Here is a 16,100-nt window from a genome sequence, read left to right as displayed (position 1 = left end):
GACCTAGTCATTGATGATATGAAGTTCTCTGGGAATGCAATGTACGCCACCAATGGTCGAATGTTTGCTCATGGGACCATCATGTTTGACAGTGACATTAATGAAGTGGTCAATGCGTTGAAAGTGCGCAAAGATAAAATCGAATCAAAAGGGATCAAATCGATTCGTTCTCGCGTGACGAATATCAAACCTTTCTTACCAAAAGACAAACAAGATATGACGACCGAAGCGTTTCGTGAAGAGATTCTTTTGAAGATTTTTGGTGTGGATTCAGTCGACCAAGTCAAGACCTATACATTGACTGAGGAAGATTGGGTCAAAATCAACGAAATTTCCGACAAGTATTATCGAAACTGGGATTGGAATTACGGGAAATCTCCTGCGTTTGATATTGAACGCCGCAAACGATTTCCAATTGGATCGATCGAAGTTCGCTTTAACGTTCAAGAAGGCAAGATTACAGAAGCAAAGATTTATGGAGATTTCTTTGGATTAGGAGATATTGCTGACGTTGAACAAGCTTTTATCGGCACCCGCTATGATAAATCTGCATTGAAAGATGTGATTGATCAAATTGATGTCAAAAAATATTTTGGCAATATTACCCCTGAGGATTTGTTGGAATTAGTTTATTGATTTTCCAGCAAATCAAAAAAAGATGTGGATATAACGAAAATCTATAGAATAACTGAAATGCACTAAGAAAAAGCAGCCACAGATCCTACGATCTGTGGCTGCTTTTTCTTTTAGTGAACATGCCGTTTTTTTACGGGTTGCGCTTTTTTCTTTTTGCTCTTTGCTTAGTAAGCTCGGGCAATCCAAACGGTGTGTTTAGCAGGTTTCCCGCTGACGATGTCAACTGTTTTTTCCATAGGAGCTTCAAATGGGATATTTCTGGTAGTAAAGCCAGTTTCTTCTTTGATCTTGGCTTCAGTTTCTTCTGTCCCGTCCCAACCAATTAAGACAAAACCAGTGACTTTATCTTCTTTTTTGCAGGTTTCGATATGTGCTTTTAACTCTTCCAGTGTTTCGATATCGTAATACTCGTTCTCTTTATTTCTATTACGAGCTGCTTCAAGCAAACGTGGTGTCATCGCAGCCAATTGCTGATCCACGAAATCAGCAAGGTCATCAAATGCTACGGTTTGTTTTTCGGCAAGATCACGGACTTTGACCATTACATGCCCATTTTCTAAATCTCTTGGACCACATTCGATTCGTAAGCAAGCGCCCTTTAATTCCCACTCGTTAAATTTGTAACCTGGCGAATTGTCAGAATCATCTAAGCGAACACGAATACCTTTGGCTTTGAAAGATGCAAACAACTCTTCCAATTTTTCTAAAATGGCAGGATTTTTCTTCCAAGGTCCGACTGGCATCAAGACGATTTGCGTAGGGGCGATCGTTGGTGGGAAAACCAATCCGTTTTCATCACCGTGAGTCATGATCAATGCGCCTAACAAACGTGTAGAAACACCCCAAGAAGTTGTATGTGCATAGGTATGTTTGTTTTCTTTCGATAAATATGTAATATCGAAAGCTTCCGCAAATTTCGTCCCCATATAATGGCTCGTACCGGCTTGGACAGCTTTTCCATCTTTCATCATGGCTTCGATGGAGTAGGTATCCACCGCGCCAGCAAAACGTTCAGAAGGTGTTTTTTGTCCTTTGTACACTGGAATGGCTAAAAATTCTTCGCAAAGACGTGCATATTCATCCAAAATTCCTAACGTCCGCTTTCTTGCACCTGCTTCATCTTCATGGGCGGTATGTCCTTCTTGCCATAAGAATTCAGAAGTGCGGAGAAAAGGCAGTGTTTTCTTTTCCCAACGAAAAACATTGGCCCATTGATTGATTTCATATGGTAGATCACGGTAAGAATTGATCCAATCAGAAAAGGCTGAACCGATCATAGTTTCAGAAGTAGGACGCAATGCTAATGGTTCTTCTAATTTTTCATTACCGACTTCTGTCACCCAAGGCAATTCAGGAGCAAATCCTTCAATGTGATCCGCTTCTTTCGTGAAAAAACTTTGGGGGATCAGCATTGGGAAATACGCATTGCGAATGCCTTCTGCTTTTAAAAAGCGATTAAATTCTTCTTGAATATGTTCCCATAGCTCAAAGCCATCAGGACGGAAGATGATTGATCCTTTAACTGGCGAATAAGCCATCAATTCGGCTTTTTGAATGGTCTGAATGTACCATTCTGTAAAATCATTTTTTTGTGTCATTGTTTTTCCTCCTTAAAAAATAAAAAAGCATTCCGTCCTATAAAAAGGACGAAATGCTTGGATTTCGCGGTACCACCTTTGTTGACTATTGCTAGTCCAACTCATGAAGGATAAGGTCTTCACACCGACCGTTTTGCGGTCACTACCATTGGCAGGTTCTTCTTATTAGCGGGTATTGGATTTCCAGCTTGCTCCAACTCTCTTTAACCATCATAAGAATACTGATCCAAATCTTACATTCATGCTAAATCGAAACTCGGAAAAAAGCAAGCTTTTTTTGTCATTTTGTTATTCATTACTGACTAGCTCTAGGTAATCTGGCAACCCATCTGAAGAAAATGTCAGAGAAAAACGAGTGGCTTGTTCCTCATGTAAGACCGAGCAAGACCCAAAATTTTGCTGGGTCAGTTTTTCAATAATCTGAAGATCAAAATAGTTTTCTTCTTCAAAGGTTTCAATATTCGGCATGGCTTCTTTTTCCGAAGTAGCCAAAGTTGGAAACTGACAGCTGACGAACAATTGATTCTGCTGTTTGATAGCACTTAGATGAATCTTCCGCAGGGCGCGATCTTTGAGTAGATACGTTTCCCGAATTGCATAGTCCATTAAATGAGCAAATAATTGTAGAAAATCTTCTTCAGCTAGTTCTTTGATTGCGGGAATATCCACATCATAAGAGAATTCAATGCTTTTTTGCTGAGTCAATTGCTGATAACTTGTCAATAGCAGGGTTGTTAGAGAATGATCTTCACTTTTGATTGGACAGGATTCTTCTAGCGTTTGCTCGATTAGGTTGATTTGATCAAAAGCTCCCAGCAAACTGTTGTCTTCCAGCATGACTTTTGCAGTATTCAACTGTTTGCGAAAACCGAGAAAAGCTTGTTGCCATTGATTGATTTGTTGTTGAATTATCGGTTGTTGTTCTTCATACAAGCGAATCTTGAGTCCTGCGATATCCTGTTTTTTTGTTTTCCCCTCATTATAGAAAAACAAACGCAGCAAATCATAGCACCAGCAGACAATAATCAAGAGTACGAAGAAAATCGTATTCCAATTGATTTTTGATTGATCGCTGTTTAGGACATCTTGAATGTAGATAAAGCAGTGACCAATCGCGGATAAAACGATCCAGGGAGAACAAAGAACAAAAAATTGATTCTTTTTAACCGCTTCATAGATGGCAGCAAAGGATGTCACAAGAGTGCTAAAAATATTCAGTAAATGGATATAATCCATAATTTCCGGCAAGTGGAGTTGATGGGAAAAGACAGATAAAATGGCTGCTGCACCACAAATGCCATGGAAGATCACCTAAATCTTGTACTTCTGTTGAAGAACTTCCATTTTCGATAAATAAAAGCCGATCAAGAACATTGGGGTAATGATCGATAAGACATTCAACATCACTGAATTTATGGTGGGGTTAAAGAGCAACCCTCCAAGAATATCGCCAAAACCGGCTTCTAGTCCAGCTGACAGTGCAAAAGCACTGAATAATAATTTCGAAACGAGTAATTTTCGTTTCTTAACTAATTTAATCCCTACATAAATCAAATTAAGCAAGCTGATAAAACCTGTCAGAAGAAGCATGAAAATATTGGGAATCGAATGACGAAAGACATAACTGACTAAAGCGTTTGAAGAACCAAGAAAGACCTCAGCGGGATATCCTGAATAATTTTTGAAAGGACTAGATACATAGATACGTAGTGTTTGGCCTTGGTAATTTTCTGGCAAGGTGACAAAAGAGAGGGTTTTCCCAGGATTCACAAGACCATCTGCTACTTCTTTTTTATTGGTATATAAAAGTTTATCATTTAAATAAACCGTCATTTTCTGATGATCGCCCACCAACAGCAATGTCGGGTAGTAGTGCTCATTGGTGATTTTACGTTCCATTACCAAATTTTCATTGGTAGGAATATTAGGCAAAAAATTCACATAGTTACTGTCGAAAGTTGTTTCTGGTTCTGCTGCAGAATAATACAGCCAATCTTCCTGTTTTTCAATAGAAGGAAGACTGATCACTGGATTAATCAGAGCAGAAATATAGAACAAGATAATTCCCAGAGAAAAAGCAGAAATCGTTAAGAAGGGAATTGCATTCTTCAAGTTTAGTTTGTTATTTTTTTAAACATATATGAATTCTCCTGTTTTTTATCCACGTCTAGAATAAAACAAAACAATTGATTAAGTCAAATGATAATGGGTGTTATACCAGAAATAATAAAATAACTAATAAAAAAAATCATTTAAAAAAGCGGACTCATATTATTTGAAAAAATCATTAATCGTTATAATATAAACGTAATATACAAAAATATCAAAAATAAAGGAGAACTGTGATGAAAAAAAATTTCTAAAACAAGTATCCTTCTTTCTTTTACAACATTAATTATTATGCTTCTTCCTTTACTCATGATTGTTATTCCAAAAATGTTAGGGTTACCCATCGCTATTGTGAAGAGTGACGCAATGGAACCAACATATTCCTCTGGAAGTTTATTATTTGTTAAAAGTGTGGATGCAGAAAATTTGATTGTCGGCGAGGCAATCACTTATTTTGTGAATCAAGGGGAACAAATATACACGCGGCGAATTGCTGCAATTGATCAAAATGAGCAAGTGATGTATACGATCGGAGACATTCAAGACCACATGGAAACGACCAAAATCAGAAAAAGTCAATTACTTGGCCAACCTTTGTTTCATTTGCCTCGAATCGGTCATCTAGTCACGAGCGAAACTGTTTCTATTGTAAAAAAGCTTTATTTGGTTTTCACCATTTATATTACAGCAACCACTTTTTTGGTGATGATTTCTCAGATCAAACAAGGGAAACGAATGGTAATGTAAGTTCCACTAATCAATAACAAATACCGCAAACAAGTTCAGCAAGTGCTGTCCTGTTTGCGGTATCTTTTTGTTTAGAATCAGATTTGTTGTTTATTCTATCCCTTTTTTTAGCTTCATACTGGAAGCAAAGTAAGGATCAATCCAGCGCCAAGAAGTCCAAGTCCAAACAACCAATCCTTAAGGGTGACTGAATAATTCACTGCATAGGTTCGAGGTGCATCACCGACAAATCCGCGAGATTCCATGGCTGCAGCTAGAAGTTCTGACCAGCGGATCGATTTGACCATCAGTGGAATCAGTGGTTTTAAGGATAGTTTGGAATAAGTGATTCCTCGAGATTTCAGACTAAACTGGATGTTGCGGTACTCTTTAGGAATCATAGGTGCCATATGAAAGGCTGCCATTAAGCCATAAGCAAAAACAGGAGGCAAGCGAAGTTGCTGTTGTAAAGAATAGATCAGCTCTGTTAGTGAGGTCGTAGCGGCAAAGACACTTCCTAATGTCCCAAAACAATAAACGCGACTGGCGAGACGAATGCCATAGGCATATGCCGCTGTCGTGCTGCCGTTTTGACCTTCTTGGAAAAATAATAGCCCGGTAAAAAAGATCCCGACTGCACTTAAAGACAAGAGAAAAAGTAACTTGAGCAATTTTTTCAGAGGCAGATAAACCAAGAGCAGCAACAAGAAAAATAAAGTCAAACTGCTATTTAGCAACAAATTATCTTGAAAAGAGACGAGCAAAGCCAGCGCGGATAAAGTCAGCAGCTTGACTGTTGGGTTTCGGTACTTCATTGGAAGACTCCTTTACAAAATGATTGAAATCGAATGTTCGGTCACAAAAATCTGACAGAAGACGCAAATCATGGCTAATGATGAAGACCAGTGTACCGCTGGCCGCTTTGTCTGCCAATAACGACATCAATTGCCAAGACTGCCGCAAATCTTGTCCATAGGTTGGCTCATCAACAAGCAAAATCGGGATCTCACGATCGATCAAACAGGCAACAGCTAATCGCCGTTGTTGTCCTTGGCTTAATAGGAAAGGAGAATCTTCCTGTTTCTCCCATAGTCCCAATTGGTTCAGCTTTTCAGAGAGATCCTCTCTTTCTTGACCATTGGCTAATTCTTGTGCCACGGAGGAAGCTAGAAACTGATCCTGCGGGTTTTGCATGACCCAGCTCATCCGATCGAAAGGACGACTGCGAGAGGTCAAGCATTGCTCTTGGTAATAGATCGTTCCATCATAGGGAACTTGCTGCAACAGGGCTTTAAAAAAGGTTGATTTTCCTATCCCGCTTTTTCCTGTGATGCCTATTCGTTCTCCGGTCGAAAAGACTTCGTCTTTGATCAGCAGAGAATGTCTGCCAATTGGCAAACGAAAATTTTCAAACCGCAAGAGGGGCTGCGGCTCAATAGGAATGAGGGACGGTTTAATCATAGTTTGTCTTAGCTGCTCTTCTTGCTCTAAAAGCAACTGAGAAGGAACCGACTGAAAAGCATCTGTTAATAGGAGCCATTCCTGCACCCAGTCAGCGACCGGTGCGACTTGATGGTCGATTAAAAGAATTCCGATTTTCTTTTTTTGTTGAATTTCTGTTAATTTTTCAAGCAATGATTGGGCGGTCAGCGAATCGAGATTAGCGAAAGGTTCATCTAATAGAAGATAGCGGCTTTCTAAAACAAGACAGCATGCTAACGCTACTAGTTGTTTCTCCCCACCTGAGAGGGTTGTCAGCACTCGATCTTCTAAATGACGAATCTCGCAAAAATCGAGTGCCGTCTCAATACGACGAGTCATTTCGTTTAATGGAATGGCTCTGTTTTCCAAACAAAATAACAGCTCTTCTCGGGGAGTTCGCATACAAAACTGCGTATCGGGATTTTGAAACATCAAACTAACGGACGCAATCCGTTGTACAGGGGATAAATCAGTAAAATCTTTCTCATCGATCACATAGTGTCCAGATTCGAACCCTTGATCCGACAAACCGGCTAATAAGCGAAAAAACGTACTTTTTCCTGAACCAGAAGGACCATAGATCCCTTTGATTTCCCCAGGAGCTAATTCAAAGGTAGCGGTAAGTTTTTGCTCATCAATCGTAAAGACACAGGAGTCTAGTGCTAAACTCATTCTTTCACACGGCTTCGTTTGAAGCAAGTATGTTGAGCAATCGGATAGCTATTCAAAACCCCCATTTTTGCTAAGTGATCACAAACCACTTTAACAAGGACAGCTGAAAAAAGGAGCGCGGAAAGCAGACGGATCACGAAAATAGTCAGCAGTAATTGCCACTTTAAATCAAGAAAGCTGGAACGGATCATGCCCCAAATAAAACTGGTGACAGTCGCTCCCAAAGCTCCCAGGATCAAAGAAGACCAGCCGAATTTTCGATAGCGAAAAGCGGCAAAGCCAGCCTCTGTGCCGATTCCTTGAAGAAAGCCGCTGACAAAGATAATTGGACCATAAAAGTTACCCATGAAAACCTCCAACAAAGCGGCGATCATTTCAGTAATCGTGGCTGCACCTGGTTTTCTTAGTACGTAACCGGCAAATGCAGACGCCATAAACCAAATCCCAAAGAGAAATTCATTCGCTAGAATGGCGAGGCCAAATGGAGTTAACAAGGTGCTGAGTAAAACCCCCAAGTGAACGGCCCCTAAATAAACGACACCGAATACGAGAGAAACGATGCCTACCATGATCACATCCTTTAATTGCCACTTACTCATGCAAAGAGGCCTCCTTCAACGAGGGACTATTGACTGAAACGGTTCCTTCAAGAACATAATGAGGCAGCTTTTCGTGTGCATAGGCCAGTGCTTGTTCAAAATAGGCGAATAATTGAGCGGCTGTGCCAGATAGCAGCGTCACGTAATGGGCCGATTGCGGTCGTAAGCCCATGGCATCCGCCAACGAGACGATATGCGCAATTTCTTCCATATAATCTTCACGTCCAAAGACATAAAAAGAATATTTGCACTGAACGATGAACGTACCTTTTGCAGTAATTTGCTGATGATTTGGCCGTTCATGCTTGCCGCTGAGAAAGGCATCACCAGCCAGATCTCCTGGACAGCCTTTCGAAAAAGTGAACTCACCGACCAAATGTGTTTTTGGGTCATAGGCATTGACAAAAAGAGCTGCTGCCGCATCAATCACACTGGCAGCTTCACCACGGTAGAGTGTACTGAAAAGATCTGTCTGCTGCCAAACGGCTGTGGTATCGGTCTCTTTGATGCTTCGAAGAATGTGAGAGGCAAAATCATCTTTCATTGGATAAAGACTGATGCGGCATCCCGTGATATCGATTTGATTCATTGAACAATTTTCCATAGTATTCTTCCTTTCGAATGATTTTCTGTCTACAAAAAAAGCGTTCCTCCTTTTCTATCCACGGGTAGACAGAAAAATGGGAACGCGAAATAAGCTGCGCAACCACTTCCCTACGTTGGTATTAACCAAATCAGGTTCAAAGGGACCAGACAAACTGTCTATCTCAGCATAAAGCGCCCCTAGTGGATAATTCGATTCAATTACTTTCTGAGTGTAGCACAGACGATTTGAAAGAACAAGTCAGACAGCGCGAGCAAAAAGACAAATGAATCACTGCAGATATGAAAGAATAGACATATAAAAAACATCTTTTTAGGTGTTGACAGATTGTTTTCCCTTGTGTAAAGTAAATAATCGAAAGTAAAACGTAAGTGTTACGATTTGTGAAAATCAAATCGTAACAGGCTCTCTGGTGTTTTTTTAGGAGAAATGATCGTTTTGCTAAATCAAAAAGGGGTGCTGGTAAAGAGATGAAGAAATTTTTAAAAATAACAGGTATTTCGCTTTTAACCATAGGGTTGGCTGCTTGCAGTGTGACAAAGGAATCAGCGAATGAACAGACAGAACAATCAAGTGATCCAACGATTCAAGTCCTCGCTAGTTTTTATCCTATGTATGATTTTACTCGCAATGTGGTGGGAAATGAAGGCAATGTCGAATTGTTGATGCCGGCAGGGACAGACTCACATGACTATGAACCATCGGCTAAAGATATGGCAAAAATCCAAGAAGCGGATGCCTTTGTTTACAATAATGAGAACATGGAAATGTGGGTTCCTGCCATTGAATCTACATTGAAAGAAGGAGATGTCACCATTGTGAAAGCTACGGAGGGGATGGTGTTGCTGTCGGGTGATGAAGAGCATGACCACGATCACGAGCACGATCATGAAGAAGGGCACTCTCATGAATTAGATCCTCATGTCTGGCTAGCACCAAGCCTTGCAATCAAACAAGTAGCAAGCATTCGTGATCAGCTAAGCAGGGCTTATCCAGAAAAGAAAGCTGCTTTTGAAAGGAATGCTGCGGCCTATTTAGAAAAATTGCAGTCATTGGATGATTCTTATCAGTCAGCATTTAAGAATGCCAAGCAAACGCATTTTGTCACCCAGCATGCTGCTTTTGGCTACCTCGCTTTGGAATACGGATTGACACAAGTTCCGATTGCTGGACTGTCTCCCAATGAAGAGCCTTCAGCGGCACGTATTGCTGAGTTGAAGCATTTTGTAGAAGATACCGGGATCAAGACGATTTACTTTGAAGAAAATGCCAAAGACAGTATTGCCAAAACACTGGCAACAGAAGCTGGTGTCGATTTATCCGTTTTGAATCCGCTGGAAGGATTGACACAGGAACAAATGGATCGTGGGGAAGATTACATTTCTATCATGGAACAAAACCGAGACGCATTGATGCTGACTACTTCACAAGCCAATGAGAAAGAAGTGAAAGAAGCAGAGAAAGAAAAAACCGTTTATAATGGGTATTTCGACGACGCAGATGTTCAAGACCGCTCACTCACGGACTGGAAGGGACAGTGGCAATCGGTCTATCCTTATTTGAAAGACGGCACGCTGGATCAAGTTTTTGACTACAAAGCAAAACAGAATAAAAGCATGACGGCCGAGGAATACAAAGACTATTATACAACTGGCTACCAAACAGATGTTGCAGAAATTACGATCACAGGAGATACGATGTCATTTACCTTTGAAGATGGCACAACCAAGAAAGCAACCTATCAATATGTAGGCAAAAAGATCTTGAATTACCAAGCAGGGAATCGCGGCGTCCGTTATTTGTTTGAATCAAAAGATAACGATGCAGCCTTCAAATATATCCAATTTAGCGATCACTCGATTGCACCAACTGATTCCCATCATTTTCACCTTTATTTTGGCAATGAAAGTCAAGAAGCATTATTGTCGGAAATGGATCATTGGCCAACGTTCTATCCGACTGATCTGTCTGGATTAGAAATTGCACAGGAAATGCTTGCTCATTAAAAAAAAGATTGACAATTACTGCTCTTTTCGTCAAAGTTAAACTGATAGAAAGGAGCGGTATTTTTTGGAAAAAACATTGAAAAAATTAGCAAAAGTAATCGATCACATGATGGATCATGTCGCGTTGTTCGGTGGTCCGAGTGTTGTCAGTAATGATGATTTAGATCATTACTTAGATCCGGTTTTTTATTTGATTTTTTGTGCAGAACAAAAGACGAATAAAAGAATGCTGACAGACAAAGAGTTTGTCGAATGGGTCTATACGGAAATGATGCCTCAAGAGATTCCTTATGATTTGAATTTCCTCCCCTTTGCTAAATTAGCTATTGAAGATTTTTATTATTGCATGTATAAAGAACAGCACATCACAAAAGAACAATACCAAGAGATTATCTTTGTTCTTGCAGAAAAACAGCCTGTGTTTTACTCTCGCATGTCAAAACCGCATTTCTGGTCTTCAGAGAAGAAAGCGGCAATGCTAGAGATGCTTCATGATGTCGAACCGGAAGATCATGATTTGGTTCCGATCGAACATCCCTATGAAAATCAACGATCGCCAAAAATCGTCCCTTTTCCAATAAAAAAAGTTCCTGAAGCTAGCGAAGAAAGAATCGCTGCATATCAAATCCGTATTGATTTGGAAGGTTTCAAGCCGCCGATTTGGCGAAGGATGCTCATTCCTGCAGGCATTAGTTATGAACAACTCCATAATATGATCCAAATTGCTTTTCAATGGAAGGATTCACAGCTCTACCTTTTTCTTGCCGGCAATAATTCAATCGATGTGCCGAACACGGAACCTACAAATGCATTAGTGATCGACCATGATTTCCAAACCTGCCAAACTCTGACCTACATTTATGACATGGGTGCTGACTGGACCCACAAAATAAAAATCGAGAAAATACTGACGGCTGCTGAAGCAGGTGAAACAGTCACGCCTGATTGTCTAAAAGCGGTTGGTGATGTGCCAAACGAAGAGCAACCAGAGGAACAAAGAGAATCAGTGAATGTTGAAACAATCAATGAAGAACTCCGGGATTACTGGGAATCTGATCCGTCCGACTAATTTTTTTCTCGGAATAAGTGCAATAATCGATTCATACGATGGTGTGACGAATCTGTTTAACAGTTCGTGACATCTTTTTTGATCGGTCCTTGTTTGATTAAGGTGTTGACCATTCATGAACTACATCAAGTTAGCTGATATAGAAATACTCATTTCTGTGGCGACACGCCTGGTTTGATACAGATTCTAACTTTTTAACTCTAGAGCCAATGATTCAGCAGATTGATTTTCGAGTACATTCGAGTACAATAGTTCGTAATGATACTGGACAAGCGACGATGCTCTATCTGCTGTGAGGTGCATCTTTCAATCGCTCTAGAAGATGGACTATCTGTTCTGGCGACAGCTGAGAGCAAGTGAGGGGAGTTTTTATGAAAAAACGAGAATTTATCGTTCAAGATTTGCTTAGTAAAATTTATCAGGAAGAATTTATTGAAGGAAAATTACCGAATCAAAGAGAACTTGCCAGAAATTATGGCGTTTCCCGCTTTACGATTCAACAAGCAATCAAAAATTTAGAAGAAATCGGCATCGTTCGTGTGGTCCAAGGATCGGGAATCTTTATCCATGAGAAGTGGGTCAAAAATCCCATGATCTTTAATTCCTTGACACGGACTCCTTACGATCGGATCCACTCCAAAATGATTTCTTTGAGTAAAGCACCCGCTACCCCAGATGAACAAAAAATCTTTCAGTTAGCAGACAATGAAGAAGTTTGGACTTTTGAACGGGTGCGAATCGTCAATTATAAGATTGAACAGCTAGAAACGTCGAAGCTACCGGTAGGATTATTTCCTAATGTCACTCAAGAGGTAGTAGAACATTCAATTCAGCGCTATGTTGAGAGTTGCGGATATCGGATTTCCCACTACATCAGCAGTTATACCCCGATTGCGACTTCAATGGCCCAGTCGGCAATCTTGCTGTGCAAACGGGGGACCCCAGCGATGCAAATCACGAATCGGGCAATTTTGGAAGATGGGCGGGTCTATGAATTCAGCAACATCGTCGCCATCGACTATGCAGTCACCTATATTCGACCTTTCGATCGAGAAATCCATCGTTCACGCATCGATTGATCGGCAGAGGAAGAGCCACAAATTTCCTAGACGATAAATCAAAAAAACTCAGAGCTCTGATTCAACAATTTGAGTCAGGCTGCTGAGTTTTTTAGGATTATTATTTAAGGTGTGATTAGTGTACCATCCGGCGTTCTGCTTTGTGTCCACTCATGGGGGCGGTAAACGACCGGAAAATCAGCCGCAGCTTCTTCATCAAATGTAATACCGATCCCGCTTTTTTCCATTGGATAGAAGAAGCCGCCTTTGGGTTGGGGACTGCCAACAAACACGGATTGGGTATTTGCCGGCAACTCGATTGTTTCTTGGATCGCGGCATTGTGCAGATGGATATTCAAATGCGTATTGACTGCCAAGCCGACTGGACTGATATCAGAAGGCGTATGCCAGGCAATTCGAACCCCCATCGCATCGCAAAAATGAGCTAGCTTCAATGCTGGCGTAATGCCGCCAATCTGTGATACATGGGCCCGCATGAAATCGATCTGCCGATTTTTGACTAGTTCTTGCCATTCCATTGGATTATTGAACAATTCACCTGTTGCAATGGGGGTTGCTGACTGACTGCGTAATTGTGTCAGCCAGTGACTTTGGTCAGGCGGCAGAATATCTTCCAAGAAAAAGAGCTGATAAGGTTCTGCTGCTTTGGCGAACTGAATGGCTTGATTCGGATGGAGGCGTTCATGAACATCATGCAGCATTTGAAATTGGTTGCCATATTTTTCTTTGATCGCTGCGAACATCTTCAAAGTCGTTTCCATATAATCTGTCTGATCAAAGTAAGAGCCGGAGATTGGTTCTTCGGGTGTTTGCAGCTGGCTTGGATTCCCGCCATAGAACCCGAGCTGGCAACGAATATAGCGATAACCGGCTGCCAAAAAGCGATCGATTTCGTGATAGAGATCGTCTAAATTATCTGCTACCGCATGAGTATAAGCAGGGATCGCGGTTCTTGCTTTTCCCCCCAGCAGTTGATACAGAGGCATATCAGCTAACTGTCCCTTGATATCCCATAATGCCATATCAATACCAGAGATGGCATTGTTTGTGATCGGACCGTTGCGCCAATAGGAATTGACATTCATGACTTGCCAGATGTCTTCGATTTCATTCGCGTCTCTACCCATCAGAAGGGGACGTAAATATTCGTCAACGACTGTTTTGACTGCTAAAGGACGAAATTGAAACGTACTACAGCCTAGTCCGGAAATTCCTTTATTGGTTTCTACTTTAACGACAACAAGGTTATGGCGATCAGGTTTGATCGCAAAGGATTTGACGTCGGTGATGATCGTTGGTGTCATTTTATTCACTCCAATTTTTGTATCTAGTTGATATAGCCATTGAAACACGCAGAGCAACCGCTGTCAATTTGGTCCAAAAAAAGATGGCTATGGCTCATAAAACCAGTCCAATTTTAGATGGATTCTTATTTATTTGTTGATACATAGCCTTTTTGGTCTATTTTTTTAATAAAAGGACTGGTTTTACAAGCGGGTGCAGCCATGCTACTATGTGTGTGAAAACGGACCCACTTGAAAAGGCGCCTCAAGATTCAAGTCCGTTAGCAAACAACAGGAGGAAAAAATGATGATGAAAGAAGACATCGTAAAACAGATCATAAAAGATGTTGGTGGATCCGAGAATATCAATAATGCTTGGCATTGTATGACGCGGCTTCGTTTTGATTTGAAGGATGAAAAGAAAGTTGACTATACTGCTTTAGAAAAAATACCTAAAGTGGTGGGAACGAAATATCAAAGCAATCAGCTCCAAGTGGTGATCGGTACAGATGTAGCGGATTATTATGCTCCATTAGCCAAAGAACTTGGTTTGGATGAAAAGAGTCAAGAGTCTTCAGAGAAAAAAGGCGCTGTCTCGTTGTTTATGGATACAGTCTCCGGTGTATTCGGACCAATTGTTCCAGCAATCGCTGGGGCAGGAATGATTAAAGGGTTGATGGCAGGATTGGTTGCCTTAAATGTGATTTCCAATCAAACAGATACGTATTTAGTCATTGATATGATCGCCAGCGGCGTATTTACCTTCTTGCCATTTTTTGTTGCTGCTTCTGCTGCGCGCATCTTTAAAACGAATCAATACTTGGCGATCGCCATTGCTGCAACATTACAATTTCCAACGATGACGAATGCAGGTGCTGAAGGCAATATTTCGGCCTTTCGACTGTTTGGGGTTTTACCAGTTCCCGTTTTCAATTATGCGGGTACCGTTATTCCAATCATTTTTGCTGTTTTAGCATTAAGCTACATTTATCGCTGGGTAGACAAGGTATTGCCGCAAGTTCTGCGGACCGTCTTTACACCGACGATTTCCTTGTTTGTGGCTGGACTGATTACACTGACAGTTATTGGTCCAATCAGTATTCATTTAGGCAATTTGCTTGCAGATGGTGTAGCTGGCTTGTTTACGATTTCTCCTGTATTGGCAGGAATTGTTGTAGGTGCTATTCGTCCAATTGCGATCTTTACCGGATTACACCATGCAATGACGCCAATCGCATTACAAAACTTTGCCAATCAAGGGTATGATATGTTGATGCCAATGATGTTCATGGCAAATATGGCGATCACCGGCGCAACCGCAGCGATCTACTTTAAAGTAAGATCAAAAGAAGAAAAATCAATCATTTTGTCCTCAGCTGTGTCAGGATTGCTGGGCATCACTGAGCCAGCATTGTTTGGGATTTTATCAAAATATAAAAAAGCATTTTTAGCAGCTACCATCGGTAGTTCGATTGCATCAGCGTTCATCAGCTTTTTTGGCGTAAGGATCTATGGCTATATTTTATCCAGTATCTTTAGTTTGCCGGCTTATATTGGTGAATACTTTATCTATGCGGTCCTAGGCATTGTCTTGGCGATCGGTTCCTCTTTTGCTCTGACTTATTTCCTAGTCCCTAATCAAGCAGAAACAGAAACCTTCACCAACGAACTTGATTTGCATGTTGTAACGCAAGGAGAATACATTCCATTGGAAGATGTACCCGACGAAGTGTTTTCAACAAAAATGATGGGTGAAGGGTATGCCATTCACTCTAAAGACGGCCAAATCTATTCGCCAGTCAGTGGTGAAGTCACTTCGGTTTTCCCTTCCAAACATGCGGTGGGAATCACCACATCGAATGGTGTGGAAGTTCTAGTCCATATGGGAATCGATACAGTTTCTCTTGATGGCAAAGGCTTTGAAGTATTCGTAAAAGTAGGAGAGCAAGTAACCCCACAATCGAAACTAGCAGCGATGGACTTGCCTTATATCGAACAACAAGGCAAAGAAACGATGGTCATCGTCCTAATCACGAACATGGAACGTGTCCAACAATTTTCAGGAACGATCGGTCTTGAAGGAAATCATCAAGCCGGTGCCCTATTAGAAAAGGTAATTTTAAACGCTTAAATTCAAGAAAAAAAGAGGTTTAACAAGAGGGGAGATGCACCTGGCAAAAACAGCTGCGGCATATTCTGTCCAATTGTTCGAAAGAAAGAGCTGCGACAAGACTTTT

General features: G+C 41.0%; 14 protein-coding genes and 1 riboswitch. Of the genes, 6 read left to right on the top strand and 8 right to left on the bottom strand.

Features of this window, described 5'->3' with window-relative positions; all coding sequences use genetic code 11:
- A partial coding sequence (locus AB5Z52_RS06250; protein ID WP_368266848.1) for a lipoate--protein ligase occupies positions 1 to 636 on the top strand: 636 nt, incomplete at its 5' end.
- 164 nt (positions 637 to 800) lie between these two features.
- Here AB5Z52_RS06250 and proS read toward each other — a convergent pair.
- From proS to AB5Z52_RS06235, 3 genes are all read right to left on the bottom strand, one after another.
- Positions 801 to 2,234 (bottom strand): proline--tRNA ligase, encoded by a 1,434-nt coding sequence (gene proS / locus AB5Z52_RS06245; RefSeq protein WP_003127113.1) that lies wholly within the window; start codon positions 2,232 to 2,234, stop codon positions 801 to 803.
- 288 nt (positions 2,235 to 2,522) lie between these two features.
- On the bottom strand, positions 2,523 to 3,545 hold the full coding sequence (locus tag AB5Z52_RS06240) for a hypothetical protein (RefSeq protein ID WP_003127115.1): 1,023 nt from the start codon (positions 3,543 to 3,545) through the stop codon (positions 2,523 to 2,525).
- Complete coding sequence (locus AB5Z52_RS06235) at positions 3,546 to 4,346, bottom strand: hypothetical protein (protein ID WP_003127116.1); 801 nt, start codon at positions 4,344 to 4,346, stop codon at positions 3,546 to 3,548.
- Between the two features lie 243 nt (positions 4,347 to 4,589).
- Here AB5Z52_RS06235 and AB5Z52_RS06230 point away from each other — a divergent pair, with 243 nt between their 5' ends.
- The gene (locus AB5Z52_RS06230; RefSeq protein WP_312845697.1) at positions 4,590 to 5,090 is read left to right on the top strand and encodes a signal peptidase I; all 501 of its coding nucleotides are present in this window, start codon (positions 4,590 to 4,592) and stop codon (positions 5,088 to 5,090) included.
- Positions 5,091 to 5,203: 113 nt separating this feature from the next.
- Here the strand turns inward: AB5Z52_RS06230 and AB5Z52_RS06225 are convergent, their stop codons facing one another.
- The 4 genes from AB5Z52_RS06225 to AB5Z52_RS06210 are packed head-to-tail and all read right to left on the bottom strand — an operon-like array spanning position 5,204 to position 8,426.
- Positions 5,204 to 5,884 carry an energy-coupling factor transporter transmembrane component T gene (locus AB5Z52_RS06225; protein ID WP_040013728.1) on the bottom strand — a complete coding sequence of 227 codons (681 nt, stop codon included), beginning with the start codon at positions 5,882 to 5,884 and terminating at the stop codon, positions 5,204 to 5,206.
- A complete protein-coding gene (locus AB5Z52_RS06220) occupies positions 5,811 to 7,223 on the bottom strand; it encodes an ATP-binding cassette domain-containing protein (protein ID WP_029486921.1) in 1,413 nt (470 codons plus the stop codon). Before AB5Z52_RS06220 ends, AB5Z52_RS06225 begins: the two co-directional genes overlap by 74 nt.
- Positions 7,220 to 7,822 carry an ECF transporter S component gene (locus AB5Z52_RS06215; protein WP_029486920.1) on the bottom strand — a complete coding sequence of 201 codons (603 nt, stop codon included), beginning with the start codon at positions 7,820 to 7,822 and terminating at the stop codon, positions 7,220 to 7,222. Before AB5Z52_RS06215 ends, AB5Z52_RS06220 begins: the two co-directional genes overlap by 4 nt.
- Positions 7,815 to 8,426, bottom strand: a complete 612-nt coding sequence (locus AB5Z52_RS06210) for a YkoF family thiamine/hydroxymethylpyrimidine-binding protein (RefSeq protein WP_041119254.1) — start codon at positions 8,424 to 8,426, stop codon at positions 7,815 to 7,817. Before AB5Z52_RS06210 ends, AB5Z52_RS06215 begins: the two co-directional genes overlap by 8 nt.
- Positions 8,427 to 8,516: 90 nt before the next feature.
- Positions 8,517 to 8,617: riboswitch (TPP riboswitch) on the bottom strand.
- A 279-nt stretch (positions 8,618 to 8,896) separates the two neighbouring features.
- On the opposite strand from AB5Z52_RS06210, the gene AB5Z52_RS06205 reads away from it, so the two are divergent.
- The 3 genes from AB5Z52_RS06205 to AB5Z52_RS06195 all read left to right on the top strand — a co-directional run bounded on the left by AB5Z52_RS06205 (position 8,897) and on the right by AB5Z52_RS06195 (position 12,580).
- Positions 8,897 to 10,432, top strand: coding sequence for a zinc ABC transporter substrate-binding protein AdcA (locus AB5Z52_RS06205; RefSeq protein ID WP_288551404.1), 1,536 nt, complete (start codon positions 8,897 to 8,899; stop codon positions 10,430 to 10,432).
- Between the two features lie 64 nt (positions 10,433 to 10,496).
- Positions 10,497 to 11,501, top strand: coding sequence for a plasmid pRiA4b ORF-3 family protein (locus tag AB5Z52_RS06200; protein ID WP_368243141.1), 1,005 nt, complete (start codon positions 10,497 to 10,499; stop codon positions 11,499 to 11,501).
- A gap of 371 nt (positions 11,502 to 11,872) precedes the next feature.
- Entirely contained in the window at positions 11,873 to 12,580 is a 708-nt protein-coding gene (locus AB5Z52_RS06195) for a GntR family transcriptional regulator (RefSeq protein WP_005472428.1), read from the top strand.
- A gap of 104 nt (positions 12,581 to 12,684) precedes the next feature.
- Here AB5Z52_RS06195 and AB5Z52_RS06190 read toward each other — a convergent pair whose 3' ends face one another.
- Positions 12,685 to 13,884: a D-galactonate dehydratase gene (locus AB5Z52_RS06190; RefSeq protein ID WP_003127127.1), complete on the bottom strand. Its 1,200-nt coding sequence runs from the start codon at positions 13,882 to 13,884 to the stop codon at positions 12,685 to 12,687.
- A gap of 286 nt (positions 13,885 to 14,170) precedes the next feature.
- Between AB5Z52_RS06190 and AB5Z52_RS06185 the strand changes: the two genes are divergently transcribed.
- Positions 14,171 to 15,994 (top strand): glucose PTS transporter subunit IIA, encoded by a 1,824-nt coding sequence (locus AB5Z52_RS06185; RefSeq protein ID WP_288551413.1) that lies wholly within the window; start codon positions 14,171 to 14,173, stop codon positions 15,992 to 15,994.
- Positions 15,995 to 16,100 lie beyond the last annotated feature (106 nt).

It is taken from the genome of Enterococcus sp. RTP21361st1_A6_RTP21361_211029, from assembly GCF_040910045.1.
GTDB lineage: Bacteria > Bacillota > Bacilli > Lactobacillales > Enterococcaceae > Enterococcus_D > Enterococcus_D gallinarum.
The sequence above is the reverse complement of the archived record's forward strand: the minus strand, read 5'-3'. Positions and strand labels throughout refer to the sequence as shown.